The sequence below is a fragment of the Nocardia sp. NPDC057668 genome (assembly GCF_042799795.1).
In the GTDB taxonomy this organism is placed as follows: domain Bacteria; phylum Actinomycetota; class Actinomycetes; order Mycobacteriales; family Mycobacteriaceae; genus Nocardia.
This window is the reverse complement of sequence record NZ_JBHVIC010000001.1, coordinates 553,594-569,029: the sequence shown is the minus strand read 5'-3', so window position 1 is coordinate 569,029 and position 15,436 is coordinate 553,594. Positions and strand designations below refer to the sequence as shown.

Genomic DNA, 15,436 nt, shown 5'->3' with positions numbered 1-15,436 from the left:
TCGCCGTCCTGTCGGTCGGGACGGGCGTCCTCAGCCCACGTGCGGCAGCAGTGTGGCGTCGATCAGCGTGGCGTAGTCCGGCAGGGTGATCGCGGCGTCGATCTTGCCCTGTCCCTTCGCCCACTGCGCGAGGGCGGTCAGTTCGTTCGCGATCTCGGGCCGCAGCTGGAGCCCGAAATCGAACTCCGGCAGGACCTTGCCGAGCAGGGCGGGCTCGAGCTGGGTCGCCGCGGCGACCGCGCTCACCGCGTCGGCCGAGCGCGCGGTGAGCTGTCCGCCCGCCTCCTGCAATGCCGCGAGCAGGTTCGTCAGCGCGGGGCCCTTGTCGCGCACCGCGGCGGCGGTGGCCAGGTAGAGGCTGTGCTGGTTGTAGCTGCCGCCCGGCAGCTCCACCGCGTCCGCGCCCAGTGCCGCGGCGACCTGGGCCTGATACGGCTGGAAGATCGAGACCGCGTCCACGTCGCGCCGGGTGGCGGCGGTGACGGTCGCCGAGGGTGCGACCTGGACCAGGTTCGCTTGGATTCCGTTGTCGGAGAGTGCTTTCGCGACGAAGTAGGCCGCACTGGTGCCCAGCGGGGTGCCGATCGAGCGGCCGGCGAGATCCTGGACGGAGGTGATACCGGCGCTGCGCCGCGCGACGATTCGGGAACCCTGCCACCGGGATCCGTCGGCGATCACGCGCAGGGAGGCGGACCGGGCCAGGGTGGCGGAGGTGGGTACATCGGCGGCCGTGGCCACGTCCAGCTGTCCGGCGGCCAGCGCCTGCAGCGCCTCCACCCCGGAGGGGAAGTTCACCACTTTCACGCGGACACCGTGCCGGTCGAAGTAGCCCAGCTGCTGTGCCACCGGGACCTGCGCCCAGGACGGGTCGACGACGAATCCGACCGTCAGCGTGCCGGCGTCGGAGGTGTCGCCGCCGCACGCGGTGGCCGTGGTGAGGGCGGCGACGGCGGCCACCGCGGTGAGCAGTCTGGTCACAAGTGTCTTCATCGGTCTTCTCTTCATGCGTAGTGATAGCGGTCGTCGTGGTCGACGCCCAGTTCGTGGTGCAGGGTGCGGCGCAGTTCGCTGTATCCGGGTTGGTCGGCCAGGGCGCCCGCGGGGCGGGGGCGGTCCAGGGGATTGGTGATGAGCCGATCGATCCGGCCGTCGCGCAGCACGCCGATGGTGTCGGAGAGCCGAATCGCCTCGTCGACGTCGTGGGTGACGAACACGACGGTGCGCTCGAGCCGCGCCCACAGCTCGATCAGCAGGTCCTGCATGCGCAGCCGGGTGAGCGCGTCGAGCGCGGCGAACGGCTCGTCCATGAGCATGACCTCGGGATCGCCCGCGAGCATGCGCGCGATGCCGACGCGCTGGCGCATGCCGCCGGACAGGCTGCTGGGTCGCTGCCCGGCGACCGCATTCGACAGCCCGACCTCCTCGAGCAGCTCCCGGACGCGTTCGCGCCGCCGCCGCGCGGGCACACCGGCCGCGCGCAGCGCGAACGCGATGTTGTCCGCGACGCTCATCCACGGGAACAGCACGTCGCGCTGAAATGCCATGCCGCGGCGCGGATCCGGGGCGGTGACGGCCCGGCCGGCATCGGTCACCGTGCCCGTGGTCGGGGTGATGAGGCCCGCGAGACAGTGCAGCAGTGTCGATTTGCCGCTGCCCGACGCACCGACCAGCACGGTGCAGGAGCCATCGGGCACATCCAGGTCGATCCCGTGCAGGGTGGGCGCCACCACGCCGGGGAAGTGGACGCCGAGTCCGCGGGCGATGAGCGCCATGTCAGTGTTCCTCTCGCGCCCAGCGCGTCAGCGGTGTGGTGAACGTGGCCAGGGCCAGATCGCAGGCCGCGCCGATGATTCCGAGCACGATGAGGCAGAAGATGACGCGATCGGCCTGGGAGAACAGCTGCGCCTGGTAGATGCGATAGCCGATGCCCTCGGTCGTGCCGGTCATCTCGGCCACGACGATCAGCACGAACGCCATGGCCGCCCCGACCCGCAGCCCCGCCACCACGTCGGGCGCGGCTTCGGGCAGCACCACGCGGGTCAGGGTCTGCACGCGGCCGCCACCCAGGCAGCGGGCCGCGCGCAGGAAATCGGCCGGGGTATCGGCGAATCCAGCGTGGCTGTTGATCCAGACCGGCACGAACACGCCCAGGGCGATCACCAGGGCCTTGCTGTCCTCGCCGATGCCGAACCACAGGATCGCCAGCGGGACGATGCCGATGGTGGGCACCGGCGCGAGCAGTCGCAGCACCGGCTGTAGCAACCGCCGGCCCAGCCAGGTGCTCGCGGTGACGATGGCGGCGGCGATACCCGCGAGCGCGCCGATCAGGAAGCCGATCAGTGCGCGTTGCAGGCTGGCGGCGATGTCGGGTCCGAGCAGTCCTTCGGTCCACATTGTGCGACCGGCCCGGAAGACCTGGGCCACACTGGGAAACAGCTCGCGGGGGAACACGTCGGCGGCGACCACCAGCGACCACAGCGTGGCGGCGATGGCCAGGCCGGCGAGAGTTCCCCCGGCCGCCCCGGCCCGCGTGGACCAGATCGCGCGCGGGCGGCCGCTGCCCGGCGTGCGCGCGGGCGCCCGGGCCGTGGTGGTTGTCGGACGCGAGCTGGTCATGGGCGGAACTCCTCGGGCGAGCGTGATGGTCAGAGAGCGCCGCGCCGGTCGACGGCGGCGGCACGGGATGCGGGCGCTCCCAGGGGCACCCAGTCGAACGGCACGGCTTGCGCGCGGTAGACCAGCGGGGTGCGGGTCAGGCGGTCCACGCCGGGCACCCGGGGTTCGCGCACCTCGGGTTCACCGCCGACGCCGAGGCCCTCGTACGGGGATCCGTACTCCCACACCACCTGACCGGACGAGGTGACCTGGAACAGCCGGCCGGTCATTCCCTCGGTGATGAGCGTGTTTCCGTTGGGCAGCCGCTGGGCGTTGCTCACGAAGGAACTGAAGAATGTCCAGGAGGGCAGTCCGGAATCCTCGGCGGTGTACTGCCAGACGATCTGCCGGGTCGACGGATCGATTTCCAGTACCCGCGAGCCCGCGTAGATTCCCAGCGGCGCGGGCGGATATCCCGCGCCGCCCTGATTGTCGAATACGAGAATGTTTCCCGCGCCGGGCAGGCCGTCGGCGATGAGATGTGGATTGTGCTGTCCGGATATCTGATCCACCGGCCGCGGCACCTTGTGCGCGTTGATGCGCTGGTGCTGCGCGCCCGGGGTTTCGGAGATATAGGGGCCCAGTTGCCAGACCACCGATTTCGTGGCCTTGTCGATCAGCGCGACGATATTGGCCTTGCGTGAGCTGATCAAAATGTTGTCCGGATGAAAGACGCCGCCGGGGTGCTCGCGATGCCAGCGGTTGGGTCCCAGGGACTTGGCGCTGTTGAGTTCGAGGTAGCCCCACGGATCATCGGGATCGCGGGTCACCGTCGCCCGCAGGGCCTCCCAGCCCGCGGCGGAGAAGCCCAGTTCATCGAGGTGATCCCCGGCCAGCCACTCCCAGACGATCGAGCCGTCCGGCGCCACCTCGAACAGTCCCTGGTCACCGACGACCGCGGGGCCGAGGGCGGGAACCACGCGCGGTACGGTCACCAGCAGCAGCCGGTTGCCGTTCGGCAGTGATTCCCAGTCGTGATTCTGCCGCGCCGCGCCGCCGGGAGCCTCGCTGCCCCATTCCCATACCGTGTCGCCGGACCAGTCCAGCTGTCCCACGGTGCCATTGGCGAAGATGCCGCCGCGCGAATCGCCGCTGCCCGACAGCTGGATTCCGATATCGCCGAGGCGGCCATTGTTGAGGGCCGGATCGATGATGCGCGGCGGCACCCCGGCGTACGGCCATTGTTTGTGCACGACGCCGCCCAGGTCGATGAGCCGGGTGATCGAATCCGCGCCCGTGAACAGAACGTAGCTGTCATATGCGAGTTCGGGTTCGAAGTAGGTGACGCCCGTGGGGCGAACGAATGCCATGCCGAATACTCCACCAGTCGGTTGTTAAGTCCGTGGATCGTGAACGTAACGAATCTAATCGATTAGCGCGACCGCGCAGAAGTCCCGTACGGTGTGAGAATCAAGGTGATTCCAACTGTGGCCGCAGCGGCCCCGGGTCTCGACGATAGGGCAGATGTGACCGCCAAACGAGTGACGCTGGCCGACGTGGCCGCGCATGCGGGGACCTCCACCGCCGTGGTGAGCTATGTCCTCAACGATGGACCCCGCCCGGTGTCGGAAGCCCTGCGCGCCAAGGTGCTCCGGGCTCTCGACGAGCTGCAGTACCGTCCCGATCGCATCGCCCGCGCACTGCGCCGCCCCGGTAGGTGGCGGCAGATCGGCCTGCTCGTACCCGATCTCACCCTGCCGCTGTTCGGCACGCTGGTCGGCCGGATCGAGCTCAAGGCGCGCCGCCGCGACCACCTCACCCTGATCGGCAACACCGGGTACGACCCCGATCGCGAACTCGAGTTCGTCGAGGCGTTCGCGGGCAGCGGCATCGACGGGCTGATCGTCGTGGGCGGCGCGAACGGGCCCGCGACGGCCAAAGTCTGTGCCCGCGAACGCATTCCGATCGTCTGGGCGCACAACAACCGGGATCACGTGGATTCCCCGCTCGTCGGAGCGGATCACGTGGCGGCCGGCGCGCTGGCGGCACGGCATCTGCTCGAGGCGCACGGTCGCCGCGAGATCGTCTTCGTCGGCGGCTTCACCGCCGAGGACGTCGTGCACGGTGATCGGGAAACCGTCGCGCAGCGCCACGCGGGATATGCGACGGTCGTCGGCACCGCCGATGCGCGGGTCGTTCGCACCGATCTCACCCCGCAGGGGGCATATGCCTCCGTAACCCGTTATCTCGCAACCGAACCCGCTCCCCGGGGCATGGTCGTGGGCACCTATGGCCAAGCCGCCGCGGTGTTGCGCGCCATCGCGGACTCCGGCCTGCGCACCCCGGAGGACATCGCGGTCGTCGGTTTCGACGCCGATGCCCGCAACAGCTTCGGGCAGCCCGTCCTCACCACCGTGCAGCAGCCGATCGACGTCATCGCCCGCGCCGCGCTCGATCGCATTCTGAGCCCGGCGACGGCCGCGACGCCCGTGGTCGATGTACGCCTCGAGGCCGGTGAGACCTGCGGTTGCGGGATCGATCCGATGTCATCGCGGAACCACCGGCTCGCAGCCGAGACCTTCTGACATCGGTTCCTTCGGTGCGAAGGGCCGGGTGAAACCACCGAAACCCCGCCTGGCGGGCGGGGTTTCGCCAGAGCTCGGCCCGGTCTACTTCGCCGGTGCGGGGGCCGGGGCGTTGATCGTGGTGAAGTACTGTGCCGCGGCCAGAATCGCCACGGGGGCGGTGATGAAGATCTGGCCGGCCACGGTGCCCAGGGCCCCGATCGCGGCGATCCCGCCGATGCAGCCGACCGCCGCGGCGGGGATGAAGGGGCCGAACAGGCCGACGATGGAGGCCGAGGCCACCGTCGCGCCGACCACGCCGCCCAGTACGCAGCCGACGGCCGCGCCGCCGAGTCCGCCGACCAGGGTGCCGATGGCCGCGCCGAGGGAGATGGTGCTGGTCATGCGGGACCAGGCGGCCACTTCCCGGTCGTATTCGGTCTTGAACGGCGCCTTGTCCTCGAAGGGCAGGGCCACGGGCTCGTAGACCGCGTGCGCCAGGTCCAGGCGCGGGGTCAGGGTGGCGGTGTTTCCGGAGATGTCGGCGGTGATCGGGAAGCGGAAATCGTCCACCCGGAAGGACAATTCGGTGCCGGCGAGGACCGTGCCGTCCGCGGCTCGGATCGTGAAGACGCCGTTGTCGGCGTTCAGCGATCCGGCGTCGGTGGTGATCACCGTGGATCGCTCGCCGACCTGTGCGTTGTAGCCGACCGCGTCGGGGGCCGGGGTGGCGTGTGCGGTGCCGGCGCCGATGGCCGCGACGGCGATCAGCATGGCGGCGCCCTGTGCGGGCGCCGCGAATTTCCTCATCAACATTTCTCGGTTCCTCGATCGGATTCATTCGGGCGGAACGGCTCCGGAGCCGTTCCGAACTGTAATGAAAACGATTGTCATTAGCAAACCGGTGGGCTGCCCGTCATCGGAGAAGAGGCGGCTCGGAACGCGACCGAGCCCCGTCCGGGTCGTGGACGGGGCTCGGTGGGCAGGCGGGGTTACGGCTGGTCGGTGAGGTAACCGCCACGCGCGAAGAACTCCGCGACCGGTGGCTCGGCGCCGTCCGCGGTCCGCACCGCGGTGATGTTCAGGGCGCGGTTGCCGCCTCGGAAAGCGTGGGGGCCGCTGACGACCGAGGCCTGGCCGTCCAGCACGACCACCCGGCCGGGGGTGCCGCCGACGGGGAAATCCGAGACGCGGGCCGCGAGGATTTCCACACGCTCGCCGCGGTAGAAGCTGTACGCGCGGGGGTACGGGGCCGAGAGTGCGCGCACGAAGCGTTCGAGATCGGTTGCGTCCCAAGACCAGTCGACGCGACTGTCGATGTCGGCGCGCTTGTGGAAGTAGGTGCGCTCGGCCATGTCCTGTGGCCGCCAGACCGCGGTGCCGTTCTCGAGGGCGTCCAGGGCCTCGTGCACGGCGGCCGGGATGAGATCCAGCCCCGCCAGGACGAGTTCGGTGCCGGTGTCCTCCGGGCCGATGGGCAGCGACTTCTGAATGAGAATGTCGCCGGTGTCGAGGTTCTCGTCCATGCGGTGCACGGTGAGACCGGTCTCGGCGGCGCCGCTGATCAGCGCCCAGAGCACGGGGGAGAAGCCGGTGAACTTCGGCAGCAGCGAATCGTGCAGGTTCAGGGTGCCGTGCGGGGGCATGGCGTAGAGCTCGGCGGGCATCCAGGTGTACCAGCTGTTCACCACGATGACATCGGGTTCGGCGCGTTTGACCAGGTCGATGGTCTCGGTGTCGGCGCGCTCGGTCAGGTGGACGGGAATACCGTGCGCACGCGCCAGATCCTCGACCGAGTCGTTCCAGATCGCCTTGTACGAGGACTCGCTCGCCGGATGGGTGACCGAGAGCACCACCTCGTGCCGCGAATCCAGCAGCGCCTGCAGGGTTCTGCGCCCCCAGGTCTGAAAACCGAACGTGACCACCCGCATTCGGGCACCTTTCTGTCGAGGAATGAAACTAAGGGTAGCCTCACTAACCGTTCGGTGTCTCGAGTACGTCCGTGGCCTGCGCGGGTCCGGCCACACCCGTTCAGAACATCGCGAGCCACATGGCCAGGGGTGCGTTGATGAAGCCGTGCACCGCGATGACGAGCCACGGATTGCGGTGCCGCGACCAGAGATAGCCCAGGAACAGGCTCTTCACCCCGATCACCGCGACGGCCGCGGCGAGGTCGACAACCGGCCCGTTGCCGCCCTGGATGGCCGCGTGCCAGGCCGCGAACACCACGCTGGTCACGAGAATCGCCGCCCACCGCCCGTACAGCGATTCGAGCCGGGTTTGCAGCCAGAAACGGTAGAAGACCTCCTCCAGCACCGCGTTCAGCACGAAGACCGCCGCTATGGTGACCGGATCCGGTATCGGGTCCGGGGCGGCGGGGTCGAGCGCGTAGGTGATCAACACGAAGGCCGCGACCGCGGGCAGCGGGCGGATCCAGCGCCCGGACAGGTCCGCGCGTGCCCATTCGCGCCACGTCACCACGCGCAGCGCCACGGGAAGCAGTAGCAGGAGAACGGCTTTCAGTCCGAGGAACCAGAGGTTGTCGCCGCCCGCCAGGTGCAGACCCGTCGCGAAGGCCACCGCCAGCGCCGCGAGCGTCCAGCTCTGCCGGACTCGGATACGGGTGTCGACCGCAGCGAACGGATCCGGCGCGGGCTCGCGCGGCGGGACCAGCCACGCCAGGGCGAGACCCGCCACCGCGGGCAGTCCGAGCAACCAGATCGACTGTGTCTTGGCGTCATCCGCCGAGAACCGCACCTCGGTATTGCCGGTGACGAGCAGCATCACCAGTGCGCCCAGGTAGATCGCCACCCCGGCGGCGAGCAGTGCCGTGCCGATACGCGAGCCGCTGTTCACCTCGCTCAGGCTACCCACGCCGATGTCGTGCCGGGTCGGGGTGCGGTCGGGCCGGCGAATACACGGATCGCCCGTCGGCACGGGGATTCGGGCGACCCTCGCGCCCGTGGGCGGCGCGGTCCCACGCCCGGTCGAAACGACGATGCGGCCGCGACACGCCGATGACTGCTAGCGTGCGGCTATGCAGAACAGTGTGACAGTGCGAATGGCCGCGCCCGCCGAACAGATCTGGGGGCTGGTCAGCGACATCACCAACACCGGTAAGTTCAGCCCGGAGACGATCGCGGCCGAATGGCTCGGTGGTGCAACGAGTCCCGCTGTCGGCGTGAAGTTCCGGGGGCGGGTGAACCGGAACGGGTGGGGGTTCAAATACTGGACCGTGTGCCGGATCATCGCGAGCGAGCCGGGTAAGGAGTTCGCGTTCACCGTGCTCGGGCCGGGCGGCATGGGCATCAACACCTGGCGCTACGAGTTCACGCCGGTCGAGGGCGGGACCGACGTGACCGAGTCCTTCCATCTGCACCAGGAGACGCTGCCGGTCAAGCTGTACTGGCTCGCGGCGGGCTGGACCCGCGGCAAGACGAACCTCGACGGCATGCGCGAGACCTTGAATCGGATCAAGGCCGTCGTGGAGAAGTGAGCGGTTCGGGCTCGGCTCCGTCGTGACCACCGGGCGGGTGACGCCGATCGTCGTGGTCACCATCCCCGGCTGGCTTCGGCACGGCACCACTGTTCGCCACCGTGGTCGGAGCGGATGGCCGGGCCGACCCCTAGCGCATCGCGGATGCCGCGCTGTCGGTGACGTCCGCACTCGCTCGCAACGGGGTGATGCGCACGCGATTGTCGTGGAAGACCGCACCGCCCTCGTAGTCCGAATCCCGTTCGGCGATGGTCGCATTCACCGTTGACCCGCCGCTGAGCTTGGCCCAGCGGCCCTTGGTGGTCGCGGCCACGCCCGGTCGGACCCGGTCGGACACCTCGGCCACGGCTTCGAACGAGCCGCGGTCGTTCGCGATGAGAATCGGTGTGCCGTCGGTGATCTCGCGCGCGGCGGCGTCCCGCGGATGCAGGGTGACGCGGGGTTCGCCGGAGCGGCGGCGCAATTCCGGGTTCGCGCCGAAGGTCGAGTTCAGGAAGTAGTGCGAGGCCGCCGAGATCAGCACCAGGCCGTCACCGGGATCGGCGGGCGGGGTATAGCCGGGCAGCGGATCGTGCCCGGCGGCCAGGGCCCGGGCGGACAGGAATTGCAGCTTGTCGGCGGGCACCGGCTGCGGGGTGATCTTGAGGAAGCCCTGGGCGCGCAGGCGCGCGGTGTCGTAGCCCGCCAGCAACTGTTCGGCCAGGGTCTCGTCGGAGTCGTAGAGCGCCGGTTCGGTCAGGCCCAGGTGCCGAGCCAGGCGGCGGAAGGTCTCGGTGGTGGACAGGCATTCGCCCGGCGGCGCGACGGCGGGATCGTTCCAGACCAGGTAGAGGTGCCCGTAGCCGGCCAGGACGTCCAGGTGTTCGGGCTGCATGGTGGCGGGCAGGATGATGTCGGCGTAGTCGGCGGTATCGGTCATGAAGTGCTCGAGGACCACGGTGAACAGATCCTCGCGGGCCAGCCCCGCGCGCACGCGGTTCTGATCCGGATTCGAGCCGACCGGATTGGCCGCGATGACGAACAGCGCCTTGACCGGTGGATCATCGATCTCGGTGAGTGCCTCGCCGAGCCGGGTCATCGACAGCGTGCGCACCGGATGCGGCAGCAGGTCCATGCGCAGCAGCGCCGGCTCGTCGAGCTTGAAGTGGCCGCTGGTCGAATAGTGCAGTCCGCCACCGGGAATGGCCCAGTCGCCGGTCACGCCGGGCAGGCACGCCAGCACCCGCAGCGCCATGCCGCCGCCCGCGTGCCGCTGGATGCCCTGCGAGGCGCGGATGGCGGTGGGCCGGGTGCGGGCGATGCGCTCGCCCAGCGCCACGATCGACGCGACGGGCAGCCCGGTGATCTCCGCGACCCGGTCGGGCGTGAATTCGGCTATGCGGTCCCGGAATTCGGGCCAGCCCACGGTGTGGGTGTCGATGTACTCCTGGTCCTGCGCGCCCAGGCCGACGATCACGTTGAGGAGGCCCAGCGCCAGCGCCGCGTCGGTGCCGGGCAGCGGGGCCAGGTGCTCGTCGCAGCGCTCGGCGGTTTTGGTGCGGATCGGATCGATGGCCACGGTGTACGCGCCGCTGTCCTGGATGAACTTCCACAGGTGGTGACCGGAGGTCAGCGGATTGGTGCCCCACAGCAGGATCAGCTCGGACTTGGCGAAGTCCTCCGGATCCATGCCGCCGGAGCCGCCGAGCGTGTACTTCAATCCGGTGGTGCCCGCGATCGAGCAGATGGTGGCCTTGTGCAGGCTCGCGCCCAGCACATTGAACAGGCGCCGCCCGGCGTAGCCCTCGAGGCCCTGGAGATAACCCAGACTCCCGGTGCCGTGGAACGGCCAGATCGCCTCGCCGCCGAACTCGTCCACGATGCCGGTGAGGCGCTCGGCGATCTCGCCCAGCGCCTCGTCCCAGCTGATCCGCTCGAACCGGCCCTCGCCCTTGGCGCCCACCCGGCGCAGCGGATAGCGCAGCCGTTCGGGCGAATCGACCTGTTCGAGATAGCGATTCACCTTCACGCACAGCGCGCCCCGGGTGATCGGGTGCTCCTTGTTGCCGCGCAGTTCCACCGCGGCCCCATCGCGCACGGTGACCACCCAGGAGCAGGCGTCCGGGCAGTCGAGCGGGCAGGCGCCGAGGACCTTCATGTCCTCGATCGTAGGACCCCGCCCGATCTCGGTCGCTACGTGCCGGGCCGTACTACAGCGGCGTCACGTACGCCCCGGAGATGCCGCCGTCCACCAGGAACTGCGAGGCCGTCATGAAGGACGAGTCGTCACTGGCCAGGAACGCGACCGCCGCGGCGATCTCCTCGGGCTCGGCGAATCGGCCCACCGGGATGTGCACCAGCCGCCGGGCCGCGCGCTCGGGATCCTTGGCGAACAGCTCCTGCAGCAGCGGGGTGTTGACCGGGCCGGGGCACAGCGCGTTGACGCGAATGCCCTGGCGCGCGAACTGCACTCCGAGTTCGCGGCTCATGGCCAGCACACCGCCCTTGGACGCGGTGTAGGAGATCTGCGAGGTCGCCGCGCCCATGACCGCCACGAAGGAGGCGGTGTTGATGATCGAACCCCTGCCGCGCACGAGCATGTGCTCGATCGCGTACTTGCTGCACAGGTACACCGAGGTCAGGTTGACCTCCTGCACCCGCCGCCACGCGTCGAGCCCGGTGGTGAGGATGGAGTCGTCGTCCGGCGGGGAGATGCCCGCGTTGTTGAAGGCGATGTCCACCCCGCCGTAGGCGTCCGCGGCCTGCTGGAACATGGCCTGGACCTGGGTCTCGTCGGTGACGTCGACCTTCACGTAGAGTCCGTCGACCTCGGCCGCGGCGGCCTGACCCGAGGTGGCGTCGATATCGGCGACGACGACCCGGGCGCCCTCGGCGGCGAAGCGCCGCACCGTGGCGAGACCGATTCCACTGCCGCCGCCGGTGACGACCGCTACTCGATCCTGTAAGCGCTGCAACATATCTCCTCTGGTGAATCGGTGGTGGATCCGGGCCGGGGACGCGGTGCTCAGTCGGTGGCGATGAAGACGTTCTTGGTCTCGGTGAACGCGCGGGCGGCGTCGGGGCCGAGTTCGCGGCCCAGGCCGGACTGTTTGAAGCCGCCGAACGGTGTCCAGTAGCGCACCGAGGAATGCGAGTTCACCGACAGGTTCCCAGCTTCCACGGCCCGGCTCACGCGCAGCGCCCGGCCCACGTTCGAGGTCCAGATCGAGCCGGACAGGCCGTACTCGGTGTCGTTGGCGATGCGAATGGCGTCGGCCTCGTCCTCGAAGGGCAGCACCGCGACGACCGGGCCGAACACCTCCTCGGTGAGGACACGATCGGCCGGGCCCTGGGGCAGGACCACGGTGGGGGCGAACCAGAAACCGGGCCCCTCGGGGCGGTCGCCGGTGAAGGCCACCTTGGTCGAGGGCTCGAGGAAGCTCGCCACCCGCTCGCGGTGCGCGGCGGAGATGAGCGGTCCCATCTCGGTGGTCTCGAGCGCGGGATCGCCGACCCGAACGCCGCGCACCGCGGGTTCCAGGAGTTCGAGAAAGCGATCGAAGACGCTGCGCTGCACCAGGATCCGGGAGCGGGCGCAGCAGTCCTGGCCGGCGTTGTCGAACACCGCGCCGGGCGCGGTGGCGGCGGCCTTCTCCAGATCGGCGTCGGCGAACACGATATTGGCGCTCTTGCCGCCCAGTTCGAGGGTCACCCGCTTCACCTGGTCGGCACAGCCGGTCATGATCTGCTTGCCGACCTCGGTGGAGCCGGTGAAGACCACCTTGCGGACGGCCGGGTGGGTGACGAACCGCTGCCCGACCACCGAGCCCTTGCCCGCGATCACCTGGAAGACGTTCTCCGGCAGGCCCGCTCGCACGGCCAGTTCGGCCAGGCGCAGCGCGGTGAGCGGGGTCAGTTCGGCGGGTTTGAGGACAACGGTGTTGCCCGCGGCCAGGGCGGGACCGAAGCCCCAGGCCGCGATGGGCATGGGGAAGTTCCAGGGCACGATGATGCCGACCACGCCCAGCGGCTCGTGGAAGGTGACGTCGATGCCGCCCGCGACGGGAATCTGACTGCCCAGCAGGCGTTCGGGGAGCCCGGCGCTGTAGTGCAGCACATCGCGGGCGTTGCCCGCCTCCCAGCGCGCGTTGCCGAGGGTGTGGCCGGAGTTCCGGACCTCGAGTGCGGCCAGGTGCTCCAGGTCGGCGTCGACGGCGTCGGCGAAGCGGCGCAGCAGCCGCGCGCGGTCGCCGGGGGCGGTGTCGCGCCAGCCCGGTGCGGCCCGGTGGGCGCGCTCGATGGCGGCGTCGACCGCGGCGAGATCGGCCGCCTCGACGGTCGCGATGACCTCCTCGGTCGCGGGGTTGATCACCTGGGATGTCGTCACCGATCGCGCTCCTGTCCGTATGTCGTTGCCGCCGCTACCAATGCCCGCATGAGCCGATGATCGGTGAGATCCGCCTCCGGATGCCATTGCACACCGATCAGGAAGGATTCGCCATGCGATTCGATCGCTTCGATGGTGCCGTCGGCGGCGTGTGCGGTGGCGCGCAGCGGTTCGGCGAGTCGTTCGATGGCCTGGTGGTGATGGCAGTTCGCCTTGACCTCGGGGCCGATGATCGCGGCCACCAGGCTGCCCGCGACGGTCGTGACGCGGGTGGCGCCGAAGATCCCGGGGGTGCGGGCGTGATCGGTGTGCCCCAGCACGTCCGGCAGGTGCTGCACGAGGGTGCCGCCCAGGGCCGCGTTCACCAGTTGCAGTCCGCGGCATACGGCCAGCACCGGAATGCCTTCGGCCCGGGCCAGTTCGAACAGCGAGAATTCGGATTCGTCGCGTTCGGGCCGGGTGCCGCGGGTCGCGGGATCGGGGGCCGCGCCGTAGCGGGAGGGCTCGAGATCGGCCCCGCCGGTCAGGACGATGCCGTCGAGGCGGCGCACCAGTTCGCGCCGTGCGGCGCCGACCGGTGGCAGCAGGACCGCGGTGCCCCCGGCGTGCTCGACCAGATCGACATAGTCCCGGGGCAGCAGCGCGCATTCCTGATCCCAGACCCCGTAGCGAGCGCGTTCGGAGTACGTGGTCAGGCCGATCACGGGCCGGAAGCCCGGTGCATCCGGCCCCGGATCGCGCACCGCCGCAGCGGCTTCCGGCGTGGCTCGGCGGGTGGGGTGAGCCTGGTCCGGTGCTCCGGACGCCGGTGGGCGGTGTCCGGGTCCGTCCGCGCCGGTGTCGTGATCAGAGGCGTTCGAAGCCACGGATGCGCTCCCAGTCGGTCACGGCCGCGTCGAAGGCGTCGAGTTCCACCTGCGCCGCGTTGCGGTAGTGGCGGACCACCTCGTCGCCGAAGGCGAGTTTGGCGGCCTTGCTGTCGCCGAACAGCAGGGCGGACTCACGCAGGGTTGCCGGGACGCGCGGGCGATCCGAACGGTAGGCGTTGCCCCGGAACTCAGGTTCCAGGGGTAGCGCGTTCTCGACGCCGTGCAGCCCCGCGGCAATGGTCGCGGCGACCGCGAGGTACGGGTTCACATCCCCGCCGGGTACGCGGTTCTCGAAGCGCAGGGCCGGGCCGTGGCCCACCACGCGCAGCGCGCAGGTGCGGTTGTCCCGGCCCCAGGCGATGGCGGTCGGCGCGAAGCTGCCCGCCTGGAAGCGCTTGTAGGAGTTGATGTTCGGGGCCAGCAGATAGGTGAACTCGCGCAGGCATTCGAGCTGCCCGGCCAGGAAGTGCCGCAGGATCGCCGATTCGCCGATCGCGCCGTCGCCGGGGAAGACCGGCTCGCCGGCCTCGGTGCGCAGGCTCAGGTGGATGTGACAGGAATTGCCCTCGCGCGCATTGTATTTGGCCATGAAGGTGAGGCTGCGGCCCTCCTGGGCGGCGATCTCCTTCGCGCCGGTCTTGTAGATGGTGTGGTTGTCGCAGGTGATCAGGGCCTCGTCGTAGCGGAAGGCGATCTCGTGCTGACCGGGATTGCATTCGCCCTTGGCCGATTCCACGTACATGCCCGCGCCGTCCATCTCGTTGCGTATGCGGCGCAGCAGCGGCTCGACACGGGTCGTGCCCAGCATCGAATAGTCCACGTTGTACTGGTTGGCCGGGGTCAGTTCGCGGTAGCCGCCGCGGAAGGCCGACTCGTAACTGTCGTCGAAGACCAGGAATTCGAGCTCGGTGCCGACGTAGGCGCGCAGGCCGTGCTCGGCCAGGCGATCGAGCTGGGCGCGCAGCACCTGACGCGGGGAGGCCGTGACCGGCGTGCCCGCGGGGTCGACCTGCTCCACATCGCACAGCACCAGCGCGGTGCCGGGCAGCCACGGCACCAGGCGCAGGGTGGCCAGGTCCGGGCGCAGGACGAAATCGCCGTAGCCGGTGTCCCAGGAGGACATGTCGTACCCGTCCACGGTGGCCATGTCGACGTCCACGGCCAGCAGGTAGTTGCACGCCTCGGTGGCGTGGTTCAGCACCTCGTCCACGAAATACCGTGCCGAGCAACGTTTTCCCTGGAGCCGGCCCTGCATGTCGGTCATGGCGACCAACACGGTGTCCAGCGTTCCCGCCTCCACCCGCTGCATCAGCTCGGCAACACTCAGCATCCCGGTTCGCATCATGACCCCTCTCGGCGGCAATGCCGATCACGCTAAGCGAAGTCGCGGCCTCGGGCTGCCCGAATCCACGATGCGATCGGCGGCACCCAGTCTGGCCGGTAGCTCGCGTCGCGGCGAGATGCCACACCGCAGGGGCGGGGGAGCAAGGTCGGTGATTTTCCTGAAAGTTCGCTGCCCCGGTCGTACCGTAGTGGAGGGCAGAAA

At 69.6% G+C, this 15,436-nt stretch carries 14 protein-coding genes; 2 read left to right on the top strand and 12 right to left on the bottom strand.

Going from position 1 to position 15,436, the window contains the following annotated elements:
• Positions 1-30: 30 nt before the first annotated feature.
• The 4 genes from ACFVBH_RS02670 to ACFVBH_RS02655 are packed head-to-tail and all read right to left on the bottom strand — an operon-like array spanning position 31 to position 3,965.
• Positions 31-990, bottom strand: a complete 960-nt coding sequence (locus ACFVBH_RS02670; protein ID WP_378999117.1) for an ABC transporter substrate-binding protein — start codon at positions 988-990, stop codon at positions 31-33.
• 11 nt (positions 991-1,001) lie between these two features.
• Positions 1,002-1,772, bottom strand: coding sequence for an ABC transporter ATP-binding protein (locus ACFVBH_RS02665; RefSeq protein WP_378999115.1), 771 nt, complete (start codon positions 1,770-1,772; stop codon positions 1,002-1,004).
• Between the two features lies 1 nt (position 1,773).
• Complete coding sequence (locus tag ACFVBH_RS02660) at positions 1,774-2,616, bottom strand: ABC transporter permease (protein ID WP_378999113.1); 843 nt, start codon at positions 2,614-2,616, stop codon at positions 1,774-1,776.
• A gap of 29 nt (positions 2,617-2,645) precedes the next feature.
• Complete coding sequence (locus ACFVBH_RS02655) at positions 2,646-3,965, bottom strand: aryl-sulfate sulfotransferase (protein WP_378999111.1); 1,320 nt, start codon at positions 3,963-3,965, stop codon at positions 2,646-2,648.
• 156 nt (positions 3,966-4,121) lie between these two features.
• On the opposite strand from ACFVBH_RS02655, the gene ACFVBH_RS02650 reads away from it, so the two are divergent.
• Entirely contained in the window at positions 4,122-5,180 is a 1,059-nt protein-coding gene (locus ACFVBH_RS02650; protein ID WP_378999109.1) for a LacI family DNA-binding transcriptional regulator, read from the top strand.
• 84 nt (positions 5,181-5,264) lie between these two features.
• On the opposite strand, the gene ACFVBH_RS02645 is transcribed toward ACFVBH_RS02650, so the two are convergent.
• From ACFVBH_RS02645 to ACFVBH_RS02635, 3 genes are all read right to left on the bottom strand, one after another.
• The gene (locus ACFVBH_RS02645) at positions 5,265-5,975 is read right to left on the bottom strand and encodes a hypothetical protein (protein WP_378999107.1); all 711 of its coding nucleotides are present in this window, start codon (positions 5,973-5,975) and stop codon (positions 5,265-5,267) included.
• Positions 5,976-6,151: 176 nt separating this feature from the next.
• Positions 6,152-7,090, bottom strand: a complete 939-nt coding sequence (locus ACFVBH_RS02640) for a methionyl-tRNA formyltransferase (RefSeq protein ID WP_378999105.1) — start codon at positions 7,088-7,090, stop codon at positions 6,152-6,154.
• Between the two features lie 100 nt (positions 7,091-7,190).
• Complete coding sequence (locus ACFVBH_RS02635) at positions 7,191-8,033, bottom strand: CPBP family intramembrane glutamic endopeptidase (protein WP_378999103.1); 843 nt, start codon at positions 8,031-8,033, stop codon at positions 7,191-7,193.
• 163 nt (positions 8,034-8,196) lie between these two features.
• Here ACFVBH_RS02635 and ACFVBH_RS02630 point away from each other — a divergent pair, with 163 nt between their 5' ends.
• Positions 8,197-8,655, top strand: a complete 459-nt coding sequence (locus ACFVBH_RS02630; RefSeq protein ID WP_354985475.1) for an SRPBCC family protein — start codon at positions 8,197-8,199, stop codon at positions 8,653-8,655.
• Positions 8,656-8,785: 130 nt separating this feature from the next.
• On the opposite strand, the gene ACFVBH_RS02625 is transcribed toward ACFVBH_RS02630, so the two are convergent.
• From ACFVBH_RS02625 to ACFVBH_RS02605, 5 genes are read right to left on the bottom strand one after another with little or no spacing between them, the layout of a single operon-like run.
• Complete coding sequence (locus tag ACFVBH_RS02625) at positions 8,786-10,792, bottom strand: molybdopterin-dependent oxidoreductase (RefSeq protein ID WP_378999100.1); 2,007 nt, start codon at positions 10,790-10,792, stop codon at positions 8,786-8,788.
• A 52-nt stretch (positions 10,793-10,844) separates the two neighbouring features.
• On the bottom strand, positions 10,845-11,612 hold the full coding sequence (locus ACFVBH_RS02620) for a 3-oxoacyl-ACP reductase (protein ID WP_378999098.1): 768 nt from the start codon (positions 11,610-11,612) through the stop codon (positions 10,845-10,847).
• A gap of 47 nt (positions 11,613-11,659) precedes the next feature.
• Positions 11,660-13,021 (bottom strand): aldehyde dehydrogenase family protein, encoded by a 1,362-nt coding sequence (locus ACFVBH_RS02615; RefSeq protein ID WP_378999096.1) that lies wholly within the window; start codon positions 13,019-13,021, stop codon positions 11,660-11,662.
• Positions 13,018-13,887 carry a gamma-glutamyl-gamma-aminobutyrate hydrolase family protein gene (locus tag ACFVBH_RS02610; RefSeq protein ID WP_378999094.1) on the bottom strand — a complete coding sequence of 290 codons (870 nt, stop codon included), beginning with the start codon at positions 13,885-13,887 and terminating at the stop codon, positions 13,018-13,020. The genes ACFVBH_RS02615 and ACFVBH_RS02610 overlap by 4 nt, the downstream gene beginning before the upstream one ends.
• Positions 13,868-15,220, bottom strand: a complete 1,353-nt coding sequence (locus ACFVBH_RS02605) for a glutamine synthetase family protein (protein WP_378999092.1) — start codon at positions 15,218-15,220, stop codon at positions 13,868-13,870. Before ACFVBH_RS02605 ends, ACFVBH_RS02610 begins: the two co-directional genes overlap by 20 nt.
• Positions 15,221-15,436: the final 216 nt, after the last annotated feature.